The organism is Flavobacterium suzhouense, from assembly GCF_042684765.1.
GTDB classification, from domain to species: Bacteria; Bacteroidota; Bacteroidia; order Flavobacteriales; family Flavobacteriaceae; genus Flavobacterium; species Flavobacterium suzhouense.
The window spans coordinates 165066-183923 of the sequence record NZ_JBHUMD010000003.1; the positions used below are offsets into that span (position 1 = coordinate 165066).

The 18858-nt window shown below is 40.8% G+C and carries 14 protein-coding genes; 1 reads left to right on the forward strand and 13 read right to left on the reverse strand.

What is annotated here, in order from left to right; genetic code table 11:
* Positions 1-96: 96 nt before the first annotated feature.
* The 9 genes from pgi to uvrC all read right to left on the reverse strand — a co-directional run bounded on the left by pgi (position 97) and on the right by uvrC (position 13520).
* Positions 97-1737, reverse strand: a complete 1641-nt coding sequence (gene pgi, locus ACFSR3_RS01580; protein WP_379819413.1) for a glucose-6-phosphate isomerase — start codon at positions 1735-1737, stop codon at positions 97-99.
* 12 nt (positions 1738-1749) lie between these two features.
* Positions 1750-2985: a peptidoglycan DD-metalloendopeptidase family protein gene (locus ACFSR3_RS01585; protein WP_114757638.1), complete on the reverse strand. Its 1236-nt coding sequence runs from the start codon at positions 2983-2985 to the stop codon at positions 1750-1752.
* Between the two features lie 24 nt (positions 2986-3009).
* Positions 3010-3942, reverse strand: a complete 933-nt coding sequence (locus tag ACFSR3_RS01590; RefSeq protein ID WP_114757639.1) for a tryptophan 2,3-dioxygenase family protein — start codon at positions 3940-3942, stop codon at positions 3010-3012.
* Positions 3943-3947: 5 nt separating this feature from the next.
* On the reverse strand, positions 3948-4715 hold the full coding sequence (locus ACFSR3_RS01595; protein ID WP_379819415.1) for a DUF3108 domain-containing protein: 768 nt from the start codon (positions 4713-4715) through the stop codon (positions 3948-3950).
* Positions 4716-5016: 301 nt separating this feature from the next.
* Entirely contained in the window at positions 5017-6174 is a 1158-nt protein-coding gene (hppD, locus tag ACFSR3_RS01600; protein WP_379819416.1) for a 4-hydroxyphenylpyruvate dioxygenase, read from the reverse strand.
* 98 nt (positions 6175-6272) lie between these two features.
* The gene (locus tag ACFSR3_RS01605) at positions 6273-7430 is read right to left on the reverse strand and encodes a homogentisate 1,2-dioxygenase (protein ID WP_114757642.1); all 1158 of its coding nucleotides are present in this window, start codon (positions 7428-7430) and stop codon (positions 6273-6275) included.
* Between the two features lie 396 nt (positions 7431-7826).
* Positions 7827-9305, reverse strand: coding sequence for an APC family permease (locus ACFSR3_RS01610; RefSeq protein ID WP_379819417.1), 1479 nt, complete (start codon positions 9303-9305; stop codon positions 7827-7829).
* Positions 9306-9527: 222 nt separating this feature from the next.
* Positions 9528-11720, reverse strand: a complete 2193-nt coding sequence (locus tag ACFSR3_RS01615) for a patatin-like phospholipase family protein (RefSeq protein WP_379819418.1) — start codon at positions 11718-11720, stop codon at positions 9528-9530.
* Positions 11721-11723: 3 nt separating this feature from the next.
* Positions 11724-13520, reverse strand: coding sequence for an excinuclease ABC subunit UvrC (gene uvrC / locus ACFSR3_RS01620; protein WP_379819419.1), 1797 nt, complete (start codon positions 13518-13520; stop codon positions 11724-11726).
* 226 nt (positions 13521-13746) lie between these two features.
* Between uvrC and ACFSR3_RS01625 the strand changes: the two genes are divergently transcribed.
* Positions 13747-14715, forward strand: a complete 969-nt coding sequence (locus ACFSR3_RS01625) for a succinylglutamate desuccinylase/aspartoacylase family protein (protein ID WP_379819420.1) — start codon at positions 13747-13749, stop codon at positions 14713-14715.
* Positions 14716-14882: 167 nt separating this feature from the next.
* Here ACFSR3_RS01625 and ACFSR3_RS01630 read toward each other — a convergent pair whose 3' ends face one another.
* The 4 genes from ACFSR3_RS01630 to ACFSR3_RS01645 form a co-directional block, all read right to left on the reverse strand.
* Entirely contained in the window at positions 14883-15800 is a 918-nt protein-coding gene (locus ACFSR3_RS01630; RefSeq protein WP_379819421.1) for an alpha/beta hydrolase, read from the reverse strand.
* Between the two features lie 120 nt (positions 15801-15920).
* Complete coding sequence (locus ACFSR3_RS01635) at positions 15921-17513, reverse strand: PAS domain-containing sensor histidine kinase (RefSeq protein WP_379819422.1); 1593 nt, start codon at positions 17511-17513, stop codon at positions 15921-15923.
* A gap of 82 nt (positions 17514-17595) precedes the next feature.
* Positions 17596-18012, reverse strand: a complete 417-nt coding sequence (locus ACFSR3_RS01640) for a response regulator (protein ID WP_379819423.1) — start codon at positions 18010-18012, stop codon at positions 17596-17598.
* Positions 18013-18240: 228 nt separating this feature from the next.
* Positions 18241-18726, reverse strand: coding sequence for a GNAT family N-acetyltransferase (locus tag ACFSR3_RS01645; RefSeq protein WP_379819424.1), 486 nt, complete (start codon positions 18724-18726; stop codon positions 18241-18243).
* Between the last annotated feature and the right edge of the window lie 132 nt (positions 18727-18858).

Here is an 18858-nt window from a genome sequence, read left to right on the forward strand (position 1 = left end):
GTTTTCTTTAACAGATTGAGGCGAGGCAATAAAAAACCCCGAAGATTATTCTCCGGGGCTTATTATATCTGTCAACTGACAACCGTTAATAGACAACTATTTCCCTAAAAACTTCTCTAATAATAAAGTTGTAGAGCTGTCGTGTGTTTTAACAGTTCCTGAGTTTATTTCATCAAGAATAGAGTTGGCAAGCTGTTTTCCAAGCTCAACACCCCATTGATCATAACTGAAAATATTCCAGATAACACCCTGAACAAATATCTTGTGTTCATATAACGCAATAAGCGAACCCAGTGTTTCCGGAGTAAGTTTTTTAATAAGCAGCGTGTTTGTAGGCTTGTTGCCCGCAAATACCTTAAACGGACGAAGGTAATCTGCCTTATCTGCCGCTACGCCTGCTTTGTCAAACTCTGCCTGAACCTGCGCCTCAGTTTTACCGTTAAGTAAGGCTTCGGTTTGTGCAAAAAAGTTAGACATCAGTTTATCATGGTGATCTTTATTACCGTGAAGCGGCTGAATGAATCCGATAAAGTCTGTCGGGATAAGTTTTGTTCCCTGGTGTATCAGCTGGAAGAAAGCGTGCTGAGAGTTGGTTCCCGGCTCACCCCAAATTATAGTTCCCGTTTGGTAGTTTACCGCTTTACCATCACGCCCTATGCTCTTACCGTTACTCTCCATGATACCCTGTTGCAGGTATGGAGCCAGTTTTTGAAGGTATTGCGTGTAAGGGATAAGCGCTTCGCTTTCGGCACCAAAGAAATTGTTGTACCAAATACTTAGCAACGCCAGTACCACCGGAATGTTTTTATCATGAGGAGTGGTACGGAAGTGCTCGTCCATTTCGTTAGCTCCTTTAAGCAACTTGTCAAAGTTATCAAAACCTACTGCAAGGGCAATAGTAAGTCCTACTGCACTCCACAATGAGAAGCGTCCGCCAACCCAATCCCACATAGGGAAAATGTTATCTTCAGCAATACCAAACTCAGTTACTTTCTGAATGTTAGTAGATACAGCAACAAAATGCTTCGCTACATCTTCCTGCTTTGCTGATTGCAGGAACCAAGCCCTTACGGTTTCAGCATTCGAAAGCGTTTCCTGAGTAGTGAATGTTTTAGAGGCAATTACAAATAATGTAGTTTCCGGGTTAAGCCCTTTAAGGCTTTCCATTACGTGGTCACCGTCTACGTTAGAGATGAACCTTACGTTAAGCTGGTTCTTGTAGAATTTAAGTGATTCCACCACCATTGCAGGACCAAGATCAGATCCTCCAATACCTATGTTTACCACATCGGTAAAGGCTTTACCTGTATATCCGGTTTTACCTCCGTTAATTATAACATCGCAAAACTGTTTTATCTTGTTTTTAACCGCATATACCTCCGGCAGAACATTTACACCATCCACTTTAATATCAGCAGATGAAGGAGCGCGAAGTGCCGTATGCAACACTGCCCTGCCCTCGGTACGGTTTATGGCATCTCCGCCAAAATATGCTTCTACAGCACCTTTAAGATTTGCCTGTTGTGCCAAATCCTGAAGCAACTGTAATGTTTTTTCGTTTATGATATTCTTAGAATAGTCAACTATAAAATCGTTCCACTGAATGTTGAACTTCGCTGTCCTTTCTTTATCTGACGCAAACATATCTTTCATCGATGCGTGCTGCATCTCCGCAAAGTGTTGCATCAGCTCCTGCCAGGCGGCTGTACCGGAAGGATTGATGTTTTCTAGTGCCATTGTAATGTGAATTTATTTAGAGAATTTGATGTCTGACAGACTATCCAGCTCTTTTTTAAGCGGCGTCATATAAGCCTCAAAACGCGGCTTATCTTTAGCACTCATAGGCTCAGAGCTTGGCAGTTTCATACGAAGCGCATCTACCTGCACTCCGTTCTTCCAGAAACGGTAACATACGTGAGGACCTGTAGCCAGTCCTGTGCTACCCACTTTTCCAATGATATCGCCCTGCGATACCCTTTGACCCGTCCTAACCAATATCTTACTCATGTGCAGGTATTGGGTAGCATACGTTCCATTATGTTTTACTTTAACAAAGTTACCGTTACCGGCAGTATATCCCGTACGTTCTACAACACCATTTGCTGTGGTCATAATAGGTGTCCCGTGAGGTGCAGCATAGTCGGTTCCGTTATGGGCTTTCCAGCGACCCTGTACCGGGTGGAAACGCCTTGGCGAGAACCTCGAACTGATACGGCTGAATTTAAGTGGCGCTTTCAGGAACATGCTTTTTAGCACCTTTCCTTCCTCGTCATAAAAATCAACTTTCTTAGAGTTAGGATCCCTTTTAAATGGAAAAGCATAAATACGTTTTCCTTTATATTCAAAATAAGATGATTCAATATTCTGGAGTCCGGCATATTGCGTGCCGTCTATGTATTTTTCGTTTACAGCAACAGCAAACTTATCGCCTTTCTGAATTTTAAAGAAGTCGATAGACCATGCATAAATCTCCGAAAGTTCATGTGACAATGCCGGCGAAGCTCCTGCATTTTTAAGTGTTTCGGCAAGCGAGCCTTCAATCTCCGCTACTATTACCCTTCGCTTAATAGTCATAGGCCTTACCTTTTTGTAGGCTTTAGCAATACTATCCCGAAGGTCTATAACATAATAACTTGTAACATCGGGCTGATACACAAAAACCTGAAGCGCATTAGGCGCTTTTTTATCCTTAAGAAGGGTAAAAGCCTTACCTACCCTGATATCCCTAAGATCAAACGAATCTTTTATAGCCTCGGTAACCTTGTGCACCTGAGCAGCATCATAACCTTCATCGCCTAACAGCTTGCCAAAGGTATCACCATTTTCAATGGTATCATTTACCACTTTAAAATCATTTAGCGTAAAGCCAAATTCTTTTATAATAGGATCCTTTTTCACGGCAGCCTGCTTAGGCTTAGCTGTTTCCTCGTCCTTTTTACAGGCTATTAAGGTAAACAGTAATAGTATGACGGTTAAATACTTCAATGTGTGTAGTGTGTTTTCTTTTGGTTATACATTTTCACCCCAGGTTCTAAGCTCTTCTTCAGACCATAGCTCAGGGAAAAATATCCTTCTCTGGTATTTAGGGTGCATGTATTTTTTCCAGTCGCTGCCTCCGGTAGCCTCCTGAGGACCATCCTGGCTTTCAATGTATTTTTTTGCTGCATTAAGGTGCCCCATAACCCAGGTAACATTTACTGTATAGTCATAGTGGCGCATTGCTTTAACCAGCATAGGGTCGGCCTGGCTTTCAGCAGGTAACTGCTTAAATTTCTGCCAGATATTCGTGGTATTGTATTCTTCCATCCAGCGAAGGAATTCGTCTTTATACTTCTTCTCAAATGCATTGATAAGATACGACTTTTCACCCGTTTTATGGTCTTTCCCGGCTGCCTGCCAATACAGGTGCTCAAAAGCATGCTCATAAGGTGTGTTACGGTCTATCGTTGCACGGAAACGGTAGTCGATAAGGTTTATCAGATCGGTAGATGCAAACTCAATAAGTCTGTATTGCGCACTCTGGAAACCACTCGCAGGTGTAAGCGTGTTACGGAATTTCATATACTGCTCTACCTCCATACCGTCGCCCATAATGTCAAACGATGTGGTAAGCATATCAAAATAACGGCTGATACGCATTAACCTTTCTGTAAAGAAAGGGGTTGCAGGCGCTTCGTTGTGGCAAAGCTGCTCTATTTCCCAAAGTATCATTTTAAACAAAAGCTCATTTACCTGGTGGTACATAATAAATACCATTTCATCCGGCAATGTGGTTCTTTGTATCTGCAGGTTAAGCAGGGCATCCGTTTGTATATAGTCCCAATACGTTATAGGCTTAGCCCAAAGAAGGCCTTCAAGATGAGTTTCAGTCTTTTGGTTTATCGCTGCAAATTTCTCATTGAGCTGTTCAATCTTTTCCTGTATTGGGGTCGTAATCTCCATTGTAATTATTTTGCTTTTACTTTAAGCGTGTGTGCTAATCCTTTATATTCATCAAGATCTGCCTTTAGCGAACCTACTGCAAGGCTTGCCTTTATACGTAGCGGAATCTTGTTGTCGTCGTCTGAAATCCAGACTGTTAAACTTTCTTCTTCTTTAAAAACACGGCCAGACTGTACCAGTGGCCTGAATATCATTGTAGAAATGGTTCCAAAATTAGTCTTTATATCCTCCCTGCCAATGAATTTGAGCTTAAATTTTACTACTTCATCGTCAAAAAACATATCTACCATAACCGATTCGCCCACCTTCATCTTATCTACCTTGGGATGGTTCCTCAGGTAATAAAAAGTAGAAACAATATCCTGAACATTTTCGGTAACCGATATGGTTTTCTGTTTCTTGTTCTTATAATCCTTTACAAGTACCGTGTTGTTGTCCTGATTAAAAAAACCTTCCTGATTTTTAGTATATCCGCCTTCATCAATTTTTCTGACATACTGATACGGCTTCCCTGTAGCTTTGTCAAAATAACTTTCATACAGGTCTTCTACCTTAAAGAAGAATTTCGTCATTCCGGTTGTATAACCTTTCCCTACAACATGGTACACTTTTTTGTTCTCGCGTATAGCGTCTTTTACCTCCAGCGTGGCATACCCTGCATTCACGACACCATAATGTATCCTGAACTTAAAGTATTCACCTACACCAAAGGAACTTTGCGAAATCGCATTAGAAGCACTAAAAAGCAAGAAAAATGCAATCAATTTCTTCATATTTATTTTTTTGTTGGAGTTTAGAACCAATAAATGCAATTTCTGTTCCAAAAATACTAAAACAAAAAAACCCAGTCAAACAATGACCGGGTTTTTATGCTATTAACCAACCAAAAAACTATAAATTATGAAAAATTTACCTTGCTGAAAGGAAGCCTATGAATACCTCCTTTTTTGCGAGTGCAAAGGTATTAACTTTTCCTGCATTTTTATTTGTTAAAATTTCACTTTAACACATATTTAGCAAAAAACCAGTCCTTTGGCGGTTCAAAATTATATTATCTGCAAAATTTTGATATTCTTACAATGTTCCTCTCAATTCCTGCTCACGCTCAATTGATTCAAACAGCGCCTTAAAGTTACCTGCACCAAAACCTCTTGCTCCCATTCTCTGGATTATTTCGTAGAAAAGTGTCGGACGGTCTTCAACCGGCTTAGTGAATATCTGAAGTAAATAACCTTCTTCATCGGCATCAACCATGATACCCAGCTTCTGAATCTCTTTAATATCTTCTTTAAATGCATCCTTATGAGCACCAAGACGAGCCGGTACAGCATCATAATAAGCCTGAGGCGGTGCAGAAAGGAATTCCACTCCACGCGACTTAAGATCTGCTACAGTTTTCAAGATATCATCCGTAGCGATAGCGATGTGCTGAACACCAGGACCTCCGTAAAAATCAAGATATTCCTCAATCTGAGATTTTTTCTTTCCTTCAGCAGGCTCATTGATAGGGAATTTGATACGGCCGTTACCGTTACTCATTACTTTACTCATAAGTGCAGAGTACTCAGTCGTAATTTGTTTGTCGTCAAACGAAAGGAAGTTTACAAACCCCATTACATCTTCATACCACTTAACCCATGTGTTCATCTCGTTCCATCCCACATTACCCACCATGTGGTCTACATATTTAAGACCTGTTGGCGCAGGGTTGTAGTCTGATTTCCACTCTCTGTAACCAGGCAAGAACACACCGTTATAGTTTTTACGCTCTACAAACATGTGAACTGTCTCACCATAGGTATAGATACCTGCACGCACTACTTCACCAAACTCGTCTTTCTCAACAGTTGGCTCCATAAATACTTTAGCACCACGTTTGGTAGTCTCTTCAAAAGATTTTCTTGCATCCTCTACCCAAAGCGCCACCACTTTTACACCATCGCCATGTTTTACAATATGATCGTTAAGTGGCGAATCAGCCGTAAGCGGCGTAGTTAATACAATACGGATCTTATCCTGAACAAGAACGTAAGACGCTCTGTCTTTAAGACCTGTTTCAAGTCCGGCATACGCCAAAGACTGGTATCCAAAAGCTGTTTTATAGTAATGAGCCGCCTGTTTAGCGTTACCCACGATAAATTCTACATAATCAGTACCCATTAACGGAAGGAAGTCCTGTGCACCTTCAAATATTTTCTCCAGTCCGTATTCTACGTTTTTTATTTCACTCATGATATTCTTTTATTTGTTTTTCGCCTCAGCGAAAGAAAATTAGTTTTTGTTTATTCTTTGCTCCCCTCTCCTTTGGAGAGGGGTTGGGGTGAGAATCACTACTCAACCCACGATTTATAGTACTTGCCATCGTCAAGGCCCATAGCAATTTCAGTAACCATTAGCGGACGGAAGGTATCTACCATTACCGCAAGCTCTTCAGTTTCTGTTTTGCCTATACTACGCTCCATTGCTCCCGGTGCAGGTCCGTGAGGAATTCCTTTAGGGTGCAGCGTAATGTGTCCCTGCTCTATGTTGTTACGACTCATAAAGTCGCCATCTACATAGTACAATACCTCATCACTGTCAATATTACTGTGATTGTAAGGTGCAGGGATAGATTTAGGGTGATAGTCATACAACCTAGGACAGAACGAGCATACTACAAATGTAGAAGTTTCAAACGTCTGGTGTATAGGTGGCGGAAGGTGTACCCTTCCGGTAATAGGCTCAAAGTTATGGATACTAAATCCGTAAGGGAAGTTATAACCATCCCACCCAATTACGTCAAACGGGTGTGTAGCATAAACTACCTCATGAATCATGTTTTCCTTTTTGATCTTGATAAGGAAATCACCTTTCTCATCATACGTTTCAAGCGTTTCAGGAAGTTTAAAATCCCTTTCACAGAAAGGCGAATGCTCTAAGTGCTGTCCGCTTTCATTTTTATAACGCTTAGGCGTATAGAACGGAGCATGCGACTCTACATAAAACAAACGGTTATCTTCGGTATCAAAATCGATCTGATAGATCATACCACGCGGAATGATAAGGTAATCGCCATACTCAAAAGGGATGTTACCCATAAAAGTACGAAGCGTTCCTGTTCCTTTGTGGATGAAGATCATTTCATCAGCATCGGCATTTTTATAGAAATACTCACGAAGTGATTTGCGTGGTGCAGCAAGACCTATAACACAGTCACTATTTACCAGCATCGGCTTGCGGCTGTCAAGAAAATCGTCTTCAGGTTTTAGTTCAAAACCTTTAAACAACAGTGATTTTATGTTTTTGTCTATTGCAATTTTAGGCGCTACAGAGTATGACTTAACAATCTCTTTTACCTGTGTAGGCCTGTGCACATGGTACAGTAATGAAGAGTGTCCGTGGAAACCTTCAGTACCAAACAGCTGCTCATAATAAAGCCCGCCATCCGGTTTTTCGAACTGTACATGTCGCTTTTGAGGAAAATCCCCCAATTTATGATATATCGGCATAATATAGTTATTGTTTTATTTATGAATGATTTAACCCAAATAGAGCATGCCTCATTCAGGATTTCTCTTGATGAGGAACTTTAAATAACTAAGCAATCCCTGCCATTGTACATTCATACCACAAATATCGTAAAAATTTAATTTTATGGTTGAGTTTTTGCGAAAAAATGAATTATTGAGAAGAAGTGTTCAGTTTTCAGTCGCAGTATACAGTTAACATACCCATAGTCCCTCTAAATAGGGGAACACTCATACCTGCTTACTCTGCATAAAAAACTTTCTCCAAGAGTGAAGTTGCTCCCTCTCCTTTGGAGAGGGTTGGGGTGAGGATAAAAAAATCCCAACGGCAACCGTTGGGATTCAGCAAAAATGTATTTGGTTTTTGTTTGGTGTCTTTTATTCATCGGCACCTTCAACAGGTGTTTTCCCAAGCTTACTATTACGTTTACCGTATGAGAAATAAACAAGCACTCCTACTACTAACCATGACAATGACAATAATTGTGCATCAACACTAAGATTTATCATAAGGTAGGTGTTAATCGCAATACCACAGATTGCAATTACAGGAAGTGCAGGCACTTTAAAAGTACGCTCTAAGTGAGGTTGTTTAATTCTAAGTATCCATACTGCGATACAAACCATTGTAAAAGCAAACAGGGTTCCGAAACTTGTCATATCCGCCAGTTTGCTAATTGGAGTAAAGGCTGCAACTACAGAGATAAACCCTCCAAGAATCATAAGGTTTCTTTTAGGAGTACCGGAAATTGGGTGAATCTTAGAAAACACTCCCGGAATAAGTCCGTCTTTAGACATTCCAAGGAAGATCCTTGATTGTCCCATGATCATTACCATCAATACAGAGATAAGACCTACCGTAGCAGCAATAGTAATAATATAACCTGCCCATGCCTGCCCCGCTATATCAAATGCATAGGCAACAGGAGCCTTAATAGCTTCAGGATATTTTCCAAGCGGATTAAAGTCCTGATAATTCATCATACCTGTAAGCACAAGCGATACCAATATATAAAGCACGGTACATACTAACAGAGATGCTATAATTGCAAAAGGAACGTCTTTTTTAGGATTGATTGCCTCTCCTGCCTGTGTAGAAACAGCATCAAAACCTACATAGGCAAAGAAAATAGCCGCTGCTCCCGAAACAATCCCCGCATAACCATAAGCTTCGTGAGTAGTTTCTTTTTCGATAATCTGTACTGCATCAGGAATAAACGGAGACCAGTTAGCCGTATTGATAAAGAATAAACCTGCCACGATTACAAAAATAACCGCAGATACTTTTAAAAGCACGATAAAGTTATTGGCTTTAGCCGCCCCTGAAGTTCCTCTCACAAGTATTGAAATTACCAAAAGAACAATCAGGAAAGCAGGAAGATTCATAGAAAAGCCTTCTCCTGTATAACTTGCAGGGTCTGTTGTCAGATAGTCCGGCAAATGTATATGAAACATCTTGAGGAGCTTGTTAAAATACCCCGACCACGATACAGCTACCGTCATGGAGCCCATGGCATATTCGAGTATTAACCCCCAGCCTATTATCCATGCAAAAATTTCACCAATAGTACCATAAGCATAAGCATAGGCAGAACCCTCTACAGGAAGGATTGATGAAAATTCTGAGTAGCAAAGTGCTGCAAATACACAGGCAATACCCGCAATAATAAACGAAATTGCCAATGCAGGACCTGCATGATAATAAGCTCCTGTACCAGTTAGTACAAAGATACCTCCGCCAATAATAGCACCGATACCTATGGCTGTTAAGCTCCATTTGCCAAGCACTCGCTTTAGCTCACTTTTTTTCATATCTGCCTCAAAAGCAGAAACGGGTTTAACTCTCCAGATAGACATATGTTTGTTTTATTTTTTTACAACGCCAAATATAGGCTTTTTATAAAAATTATGAACTTTTTAACGAAAAAAGGTCGAAAAAGAAACTTTTTCGCAGTTTAGGGTTATGGGTTTAGAGTTTAGCGTTGCCGCCCTGCACCCAAATAAAGCAGAAAAATAATAGGAAAAAGATAACATCAGCGCTATTGCACGCTGAACCCAGAACACAAAACACCGAACTCACTAGAACCAGAATCCAACACTCACCCACGTATAATGGTCTGTAGTTTCTGGGCTCCAGCTGTGTTTAATTTCTATGGGGCCTATGATTGTTTCCATACCTACGCCAAAAGCATAACCGGTATAAGATGGCAGCGAGAACATATCACCTTCATCAAGAAGATTTGTCCCTACGTTGGCAAAGTTACCCGCAAAATTAAGATGATATCTTTTGTAAAATTCCCAATCAAGGGTCAGGGCACCTTTGATATAACTATTGCCCGACATGCTAAAAAAATCGTAGCCATAAAAATGACGGAAGTTATTCGTCATCTGGTAACCATACCCCCCAAGTATAAAATCAAATGTAGGAACACTTTCATTACCCAAAGCAAAGCCCATTTCTGACTGCGCTTCTATAGTAAGTCCTTTATAAATTCTTTTTACTGTAGAGAGTTCTCCTTTTATGATGCTGAACTGATCAAACCCTCCGGTGTAATCAGACGATACCAGGTACGACTTACCTTCTCCTGAAAAGAACCATCCTTCTTTTGGGAAATATTTATCATCATACGAATCAAATTTCACATATCCGTAAGCCGAAAGATAATCACTGTTATCAAAAACAGGCTCTATGTCTATCGTTTCAGACTGCACTTTGATATGCTTATATTCAAGCCCACCTCCTATTAGGAAGCGATGTGCAAATATGGTTTGCAAATACACCTGATTGGTCCAGTCAGTAAAATCTATATTCACAGCGTCCACTCCAAGCAATTTAAAACCTCCGTCACTTACCTGCCTTACGTTTTTATTAAAAGTACTCAAATAAGAATGAAGCCCGTAACTGATATGAAAACCATTATCTATATAGTAATCAAAATTGTACCGGAAATTATCTCCCAAAATAGCATCTACTGACAATACATCATTTCGTAAAAGCAGGTTCTTGTGGGTATAATTTACCAATACAGCACTTTTATAAAGCCCGTCATAATGCAGTCCGAATTTTATAAAGCTACTGATAGGGCTTTCGGTAAGAGCAAGCCTAAAAGTATCTGCCCCATTTTCTTCCTGAAAATTATACGTTATAGATGTAAAGTTTTGCGTAGCATTAAGGCTTGTAATACCCTGATCAAGATCCTTATAACTTATTTTACTGCCGGGCTTAAAATTAAGCTTACCCAAAACATAGGAACGCGTAAACTTATGCAGTCCGCTAATCCTTACCTGATCGACACAAAGCGAATCTTTAATCTCAACTTTTGGCCTTTCTATAGAATGCCCTACACCCAACGCTTTTAAAGTATCCATAATTTTTCGCGCTGCCTCTTCTCCCTTATCAATAATGGTTCGTCCTTCGTCAAATGAGATAACGGTAAAGCCTAAAATATCCGGCTTAATATAAATATCCGTTTCCTTCCGTTTGGCTTCCATCTTCTGGATCATCTGGTAGTTGTTTATCTGCAATAATACACCGGTAGCCCCGTTTATCTGCTCGCGTGTCTTTAAAGGATCTTGTACATCTACGCCTATTACAACATCGGCACCCATAGCCTTTACCTCTTCAATGGGGTAGTTATTGGTCACACCGCCATCTATCAGCAGTCTTTCGCCTATTTCAACAGGAGTATATAACGACGGAAATGCGGCACTGGCCAATATGGCATCAGGAAGCACACCTTCGCGCAATACTACCTCTTTACCGGTTTCAATATCGGTCGCGATACACACAAACGGAATAGGGAGCTTATTAAAATCACGGAGATGACGTACATTATTGGTCAGCCGGGCTATAGTATTGTAGTTATAAAGCCCTTTAGAGAAAGCGCGCGGAAAGCCTATTCTGAAATTATCAAACGGCAATGTAAGCGCATATATTTCGTCATTGCGTTTCTCAAAAAAGTTTTTGGAATCCCTTGGCGTAAAGTCGCCCAGCATGGCATCGGCATCAAGGGTGGTAAAAATAGAGTCAAGCTGTTTTGCCGAATATCCCGAAGCATAAAGTCCGCCCACAATGGCACCCATGCTGGTACCACCAATATAAGATATCTCTACGCCTGCCTCTTCAAGAACCTTTAGTACCCCAATATGTGCAAGGCCTTTGGCTCCGCCCCCACTTAGTACAACACCTACTTTGGGCTTTGCTGTTTTCTCCTGAGCCCATACAGTACCGAAAATCGATAACGATAATAACAGGAGAATCAGTTTTTTCATGGGTTACTTATTCTTTTCTTTATAAAATTCTACAATTTTTTTTGCTTTGGCTGGACCAACAACTTTAGCTATCTCTTCTTCGGAGGAAGCTACCATTCGCTTCACCGACTTAAAATGCGTTATAAGCGTTACCATAGTCTTTTCACCAATGCCCGGTATGGTTTCTACCGATGTTTGCAGTGCACTCTTGCTACGTTTATCACGATGGAAAGTGATTCCAAAACGGTGCGCTTCATTACGCAACTGCTGGATTATCTTCAGGGTTTCCGATTTTTTATCGAGATAAAGCGGTATCGAATCGCCTGGATAGAAAATTTCCTCAAGCCTTTTTGCAATGCCCAAGATAGTAATTTTACCGCGTAACCCCAAGTCATCCAAGCTTTTTAATGCCGACGACAATTGCCCCTTACCACCATCAATGATGATAAGCTGTGGCAATGGCTCGTTTTCATCGAGCAACCTGCGGTAGCGGCGGTACACCACCTCTTCCATACTGGCAAAGTCGTTAGGACCTTCTACGGTTTTTATATTAAAATGACGATAATCTTTTTTACTTGGCTTGCCATCCTTAAACACCACACAGGCCGAAACCGGATTGGTTCCCTGAATATTAGAGTTATCAAAACATTCTATATGGCGTGGCTCAACAGGCAGGCGAAGGTCTTTTTTCATTTGCGCCATAATACGGTTGGTATGGCGGTCAGGGTCTACGATCTTAATTTGCTTTAGCTGATCCATCCTGAAGAAACGTGCATTTCTTTCCGACAAATCCAATATCTGTTTTTTGTCGCCAAGCTTAGGCACGGTAACCGTAATATTCTCGCCAAGGCTTATAGGAAACGGAACCAGTATCTCTTTTGACATTAAATGAAAACGCTCACGCAGCTCTACCACAGCAAGCTCCAGCAATTCTTCATCCGGCTCATCAAGTTTTTTCTTTATTTCCATGGTATGGCTGCGAATGATTGCCCCATGCGACACCTGTATAAAGTTCACATAGGCCATGCTTTCGTCAGACACAATACTGAACACATCGAGATTGGATATTTTAGGATTGAAGACCGTACTTCGTGCCTGATAATTTTCAAGCACTTCAATTTTTTCCTTGATCTTTTGAGCTTCCTCAAAGCGCATATCCATTGCCAGTTCCTGCATAAGCTTTTTAAAATCCTTAAGCGATTCCTTAAAATTACCTTTAAGGATCTGGCGGATGGCATCTACATGTTCCTGATATACACTTAATGGTTCATGCCCTTCACATGGGCCTTTACAGTTGCCTATATGATATTCCAGGCACACTTTAAATTTTCCCGAACGGATATTAGCCTCGCTAAGGTCGTAGTTGCAGGTACGCAGCGGATACAGTTCTTTAATAAGATCAAGAAGCGTATGCACCGTTTTAAAACTGGTATACGGACCAAAATATTCCGACCCGTCCTTAATTACTTTACGGGTAGAAAATACACGGGCAAAAGGCTCACGCTTAATGCATATCCACGGATAGGTCTTATCATCCTTAAGCAGGATATTGTACCGTGGCTGCAGTTTTTTAATAAGGTTATTTTCAAGCAATAATGCCTCACTCTCGGTAGGTACTACAATGTGTTTAACCGATACTATCTTTTTAACCAGTACATTGGTCCTGCCGCTATCGTGAATCTTATTAAAATAAGACATCACTCTCTTTTTAAGATTCTTAGCCTTACCTACATACAACAGTTTATCGTCTTTATCAAAATACTGATAAACACCTGGATTGTCGGGAAGGGTTTGTATCTGGAGTTCGAGAGGCGTGCGCATACTGCAAAGTTAACAACAAATGGGTTACTTTTAACGTAAGAAGAATGTGAGTATTGTGTTAATTGTTGTTTGTCGGAGGCAGGAAAGTCCGAGGTCCGAAGAAGCTTCACTCAAACTCATTATTCACAAAACTTCGGACTTCCCTGTCTCCGACTTCAAAACTGTAAACTGTAAACCGCCAACTGTAAACTAAAAAAACCTATTTTTATACTTTCCTAAAATACCTATGGCAATAAACAGCACTCTTACAATACTTGGCGAAGAAGTTTTACCCGGCGAAAGCAAAACCATAACCATGGAAATTGCCCGCCTGCATACCATGACAAAACTCAAGATTCCCATAATTGTAGAGCGTTCTAAAATCCCGGGGCCTACGATACTGTTTAGTGCCGGACTTCATGGCGACGAGATAAATGGCATAGAGATAGTTCGCCAAACCATTGTAAGGAAACTAAACAAACCCAAGCGGGGCACCATCATTTGCATACCTGTCATCAATATTTTTGGTTTTGTAAACCAAAGCCGCGAGTTTCCCGATGGGCGCGATCTTAACCGTGTTTTTCCGGGCAGCAAAAAAGGTTCGCTTGCCAGCAGGTTTGCTTACTATATCCTCGAAGAAGTAATCCCAAATGTAGATTACTGCATCGATTTTCATGCCGGTGGCGCCAGCCGTTTTAACGCTCCGCAAATTCGCATTGTACCTAACAACGCCGAGCTAAAAGAGTTGTCCGATGTTTTTAATGCACCGTTTACGCTATACTCTAAACACATCCCCGGCTCGTTTCGTAGTGCCTGCGATAAGATGGGTGTAAAAATGCTGCTGTTTGAAGGTGGAAAATCGCTCGACATTAACCATGATATTACCCACGAGGGCATTCAGGGCATTAAACGCTTCCTTCAGCATTTCGATATGCTGAATCCACACAAAAAAGGCCCCGTAGCTAACAACGACACGGTTTATATCGACAAATCATCATGGGTAAGGGCGCGCCATTCAGGACTTTTTCAAAGCAAGATAAAAGCGGGAGACTTTGTTCATAAAGGCGAAGTTATTGCGGTAATAACCGACCCGTTTGGCAAATTTGAGCACAAAGTAAAGGCACCTAACGGAGGTTACATAATCAATGCTAATGACGGCGCCATAGTATACCAGGGCGATGCAATATTCCACCTGTCGCAGAGTTATCAGTTTTAAGTTGATTTGGTGATACGGTGATTTGTTGATTTTAAGCTTAACTCGGGGCTTAACTTTTGTCTTACGTCCAATCTGCGGCGTATGCATTTGTAATTACACAACCCTACGGCTATAAATTATGAATGGAAACGCTGAACCCTAAAATCAATAACCAATAACAGCGACGCCTACTTACAAAACTCATACTCTGCATACTTCTGGCATTCTTTGCCTGTAGCTACAATAGTATGCGATTGCTGTTTTTCGTTTTTAAGTGCACCTTTCATAAAATCGATAATCTGTAGCGGGTCGTTATGAAAAAGCTCTGCACTGTATTCGTGGCCACCACCACAATAGGTAACCAGTTTGGTATTGCCTTTCAGCCCGATGATATGGTTGTAAATAGAATATGATCCAAACAGCATCAGCCATCCCGGTGAGTTAGGCGGACAGTAATGATGCGCTGCCGTAGCATAAGGTACTATCGTATCGCAACTACCGTGAAAGAACAGTACCGGAACCAGATTCTTTGGCGTAATCAGGTTTAAATCCATAATAGCACCTGCGCCCGATATTACTCCGGCATATTTAAAATTGGCAGGAAGACTTTCACTATACATACTCATCATTTTACTATCCAAAAAAGCAGCATGCAACACCGTTTCGGCACCGGCACTACTGCCCGAAATAAATACTTTGGCAGGATCAATATTATAGGTGCTTTCATTTTTCAGGAAGTAAATTACCGCCTGCTGCAGTTGGTTGGCAGCAATCTGAATCGCTTTTATCTTTTCCGGAAGTTTGCCGTCGCAGCTAAAGCTTTTGCCTTTCATGTACAGCGTATAGGTAATATTAGCCGCTACAAATCCCTGCTCTGCGGCTTTTTTGGTAAAGTCACGGTCAGAACTTCTTTCCCCTCCCGAAAAACCACCGCCATGTACATGTACTACTAACGGAAGTTTTTCTTTGCTTTTGCCTTTTGGCACAAAAACATCCATTTCGAGTTTCAGGGTATCATTGGCAAAATAAGTAACTGTTTTATAATTCTGCGCTTTTGCGAATGCGAAAGTTATCAGCGCAAAAAATAATAAAAGATGTTTTTTCATTGGGAAAGAATAGTGTTTTTACAAAGTTAGGAAACAGTGGCAAAGTTTCAGAGTTACCAAGCCACAAAGTTTTGAGTAATCGTGGCAACTCTGAACCCAAAACCCAATAACCCTGCAAACCTAAATGAGCGGAAGAAAAACACTAAATGTAGTACCTGCACCCGGTTCACTTTTGGCACTGATGTCTCCGTTATGATTTTCTGCAATTTTTTTACATAGCGCCAGTCCTATACCTGTTCCCGGTGTATTGTCGAGACGTTTAAACATTTTAAAAATCATATCGGCATATTCCTGCTCAAAGCCTTGTCCCTTATCATTAAAAAGAATTTTTATATAGGGAACACCATTTTTAAAAAAGGCTGAGTCAACCCTGTCATCTATTGTAATTGGATGGGCGGTTATACTAATTTCCGGACTGCTGCCGCCAAACTTTATGGCATTGCTTAGTAAATTAGAGAACAATTGGTGCAACTGAATAGGAATCCCTTTTAGCACGGGAAGTTTACCTATGGTTAGCTTCACATTTTTCTGTTCGATAAGCAGGTCGAAATCAAGAACTACATTTTCAAGTATCTCATTAAGATCTGCCACTTCAAAAAGCCCATCGGTACTTGAAAGCTGAGAATATTTAAGTACGTCTTTTATCAGCGTGGTCATTCTGCCTGCACTGGAATTTATCTTATCCATGTAGCGTATAACAGATGCTTTATCGTCTATATTCTCCATAAGCATTTCGCTAAACACCTGTATCTTGCGAAGCGGTTCCTGAAGATCATGCGAGGCGATATAAGCATATTCTTCGAGCTGTTTGTTACGAAACTCTATATCGCGGGCATTATGGCGAAGGCGGTCTTCGGCAAACTTGCGTTCGGTAAGGTCGCGGGTTACTTTACAAAAGCCTATTAAATTATTATAATCGTCATGAAGCACTGTGATTACAACCGAGGCCCAAAATTTTGTTCCGTCCTTTCGCAGTCTCCATCCCTCATTGGTGGCACGACCGTTGGCTTGCGCATACTTTAACAGGGTTTCCGGTAGTTGTTTTTCCCTGTCGTCATGCAGGTAAAAAACACTAAAATGTTTTCCTAGTATTTCTTCGGCAGCATAACCCTTTATCTTTTTAGCTCCCCTGTTCCAGTTAAGTACATACCCTTCCCTATCGAGCATGAGAATAGCATAATCCTCAACCTCATCTATCATCTTTTGGTAGCGGTCTTCAGTACTGCGTATCAGTTTTCTATTTCGTTCTACATTTTCTATGATTGCATTATAACTAGGCGAATCTGCTTTTCTTTTTTCTGTGACATCAATAAGCATTACCGATGCGCCCTGAACTATTCCCTTTTCATTATATAGAAGCGTGATATGCACCAAAACATTAAAGAGAGTGCCTTCAGCACGTTCGAGTACAAACTCTATGGGTTTCTCAACCACTCCGGTTTGCATGGCTTTATCAATAGGATTAAATCCACGGATAAAAGCATCGCCATTAGCCATATAAATTTTATAGGCACCACCCCATTTTTCGATCCCGGTTTCGGGTTCGCGCCCCCACAGGTCGGCTGCAGCCTTGTTAAAATAGGTTATTATACCATCTAGCCCGCAGGTATAAATGGGCACAGGTGTATCGGTAAGAAGTGATGTATCAAAATCTGTCCGGCAAAAGTTGTTGTGCAAAGAAGCGCCTGCATCTGAAAGATTAGGATTTTGCATTGGCTGTGTATTTGGTATTTTTAGGTAAGGTAAAGATAATCAAATTGCTAAAAGCCAATACATGCTAATGAAAATTTAGCGGTCAGTTATTTGCATCAATATAAAACGGAAGTTCTTTTTTGGTAAGCAGTTCTTCGAGAATACCTACGAGGGCTGAAAAACTGTTGGGTTTAACGAGGTAATGGTCTGCCCCGGCATTTTTAATATCCTCTACATCTTTAGGATGCGAAGACGTGGTATAAACAATAACAGGTACATCTGCCAAACGGTAAATTTTTTTAAATGCCTCCACACATTCCTTTCCTGATATCATTGGCATATTAAGGTCTACAAAAATGTAACCGGGCACTATATCAGATTCCTGCATGGCTTTAATTGCATCTGCACCATTTTTTGCCATATCGCACACATAACTGGCATGCGCTTTTTTAAGTGCCATGGCAAAAATTTCACGGTCGTCCGCATCATCATCAACAAGAAAGCAGGAGCCTGTGCTCATACAATTTGGGGGTTTGAAGATTACAATTAATTATTGCGGGGGTTTCTAAATATAGAACAAACAATTGTAAATGTTAAAAAAATCGCCAAAAACATACTTTTTATCGATGAAATGCAATTTACGAACTATAAGAATACTTAACTTCACCGAAACGTAAAAAAGCGATTTTTATCCCAAAGTCCCGGGATATTGTAATTAAAAAGCCCAGTTGTAAAACGGAGCTTTTAGTTATAATGCTTTCTTGAACAGTAGTGCTTCATCACGTTTACCGCTTTCTCTGAAGCCAAGATCTTTGTAAAAGTTTGCCAGTGCAGTATCGGCAGGTTTTACCTCGGCCCATACAACGTCGTGCTTACGCTGTGCAGCAATCTCAAAAGCGCGGTTAAGCAGCTTTTGGTTACCTTCATCATTACCGGACGGAATGGTGCGTTCTATATACAGCGGCTTGCCCCCATCTGCTTCTTTAGGCAGGTTTGCTGATATAAGCACCAGCAATGCCAGTGGCTCTTCTACCCTGTCTTCATCTTCACCCGTTACATCAAAGGTCATCAGCCATTCGGTAGTAAACGAATTGGCTTTGTTCAAAAAAGCCGAAACAGTATTCTCCTTCGCGGTGTCCTTTTGTTTTGAGGTAGTATAATAGGCATTAGCCATTTCAGATACTTTATAAGCGTTCTCTTCGTTGGCTACTATAAATTTTGCTATAACAGGCATAATCAGTATTGAGATGTTAGATGTTAGTATTGAGATGTTAGATGTTAGTATTAAGTAATTAGACTCAACACTTTCTCACCATTAAAATCTCTTAAAAACAAAAGTACAAAATAGTTTTAGGGAGTTGCTGCA

Bases quoted from the DNA above. Each gene is read 5' to 3' on its own strand.
- pgi (WP_379819413.1), bottom strand. From the start codon at position 1,737: ATGGCACTAGAAAACATCAATCCTTCCGGTACAGCCGCCTGGCAGGAG.
- ACFSR3_RS01590 (WP_114757639.1), bottom strand. From the start codon at position 3,942: ATGGAGATTACGACCCCAATACAGGAAAAGATTGAACAGCTCAATGAG.
- ACFSR3_RS01595 (WP_379819415.1), bottom strand. From the start codon at position 4,715: ATGAAGAAATTGATTGCATTTTTCTTGCTTTTTAGTGCTTCTAATGCG.
- hppD (WP_379819416.1), bottom strand. From the start codon at position 6,174: ATGAGTGAAATAAAAAACGTAGAATACGGACTGGAGAAAATATTTGAA.
- ACFSR3_RS01605 (WP_114757642.1), bottom strand. From the start codon at position 7,430: ATGCCGATATATCATAAATTGGGGGATTTTCCTCAAAAGCGACATGTA.
- ACFSR3_RS01610 (WP_379819417.1), bottom strand. From the start codon at position 9,305: ATGTCTATCTGGAGAGTTAAACCCGTTTCTGCTTTTGAGGCAGATATG.
- ACFSR3_RS01615 (WP_379819418.1), bottom strand. From the start codon at position 11,720: ATGAAAAAACTGATTCTCCTGTTATTATCGTTATCGATTTTCGGTACT.
- uvrC (WP_379819419.1), bottom strand. From the start codon at position 13,520: ATGCGCACGCCTCTCGAACTCCAGATACAAACCCTTCCCGACAATCCA.
- ACFSR3_RS01625 (WP_379819420.1), top strand. From the start codon at position 13,747: ATGGCAATAAACAGCACTCTTACAATACTTGGCGAAGAAGTTTTACCC.
- ACFSR3_RS01630 (WP_379819421.1), bottom strand. From the start codon at position 15,800: ATGAAAAAACATCTTTTATTATTTTTTGCGCTGATAACTTTCGCATTC.
- ACFSR3_RS01635 (WP_379819422.1), bottom strand. From the start codon at position 17,513: ATGCAAAATCCTAATCTTTCAGATGCAGGCGCTTCTTTGCACAACAAC.
- ACFSR3_RS01640 (WP_379819423.1), bottom strand. From the start codon at position 18,012: ATGAGCACAGGCTCCTGCTTTCTTGTTGATGATGATGCGGACGACCGT.
- ACFSR3_RS01645 (WP_379819424.1), bottom strand. From the start codon at position 18,726: ATGCCTGTTATAGCAAAATTTATAGTAGCCAACGAAGAGAACGCTTAT.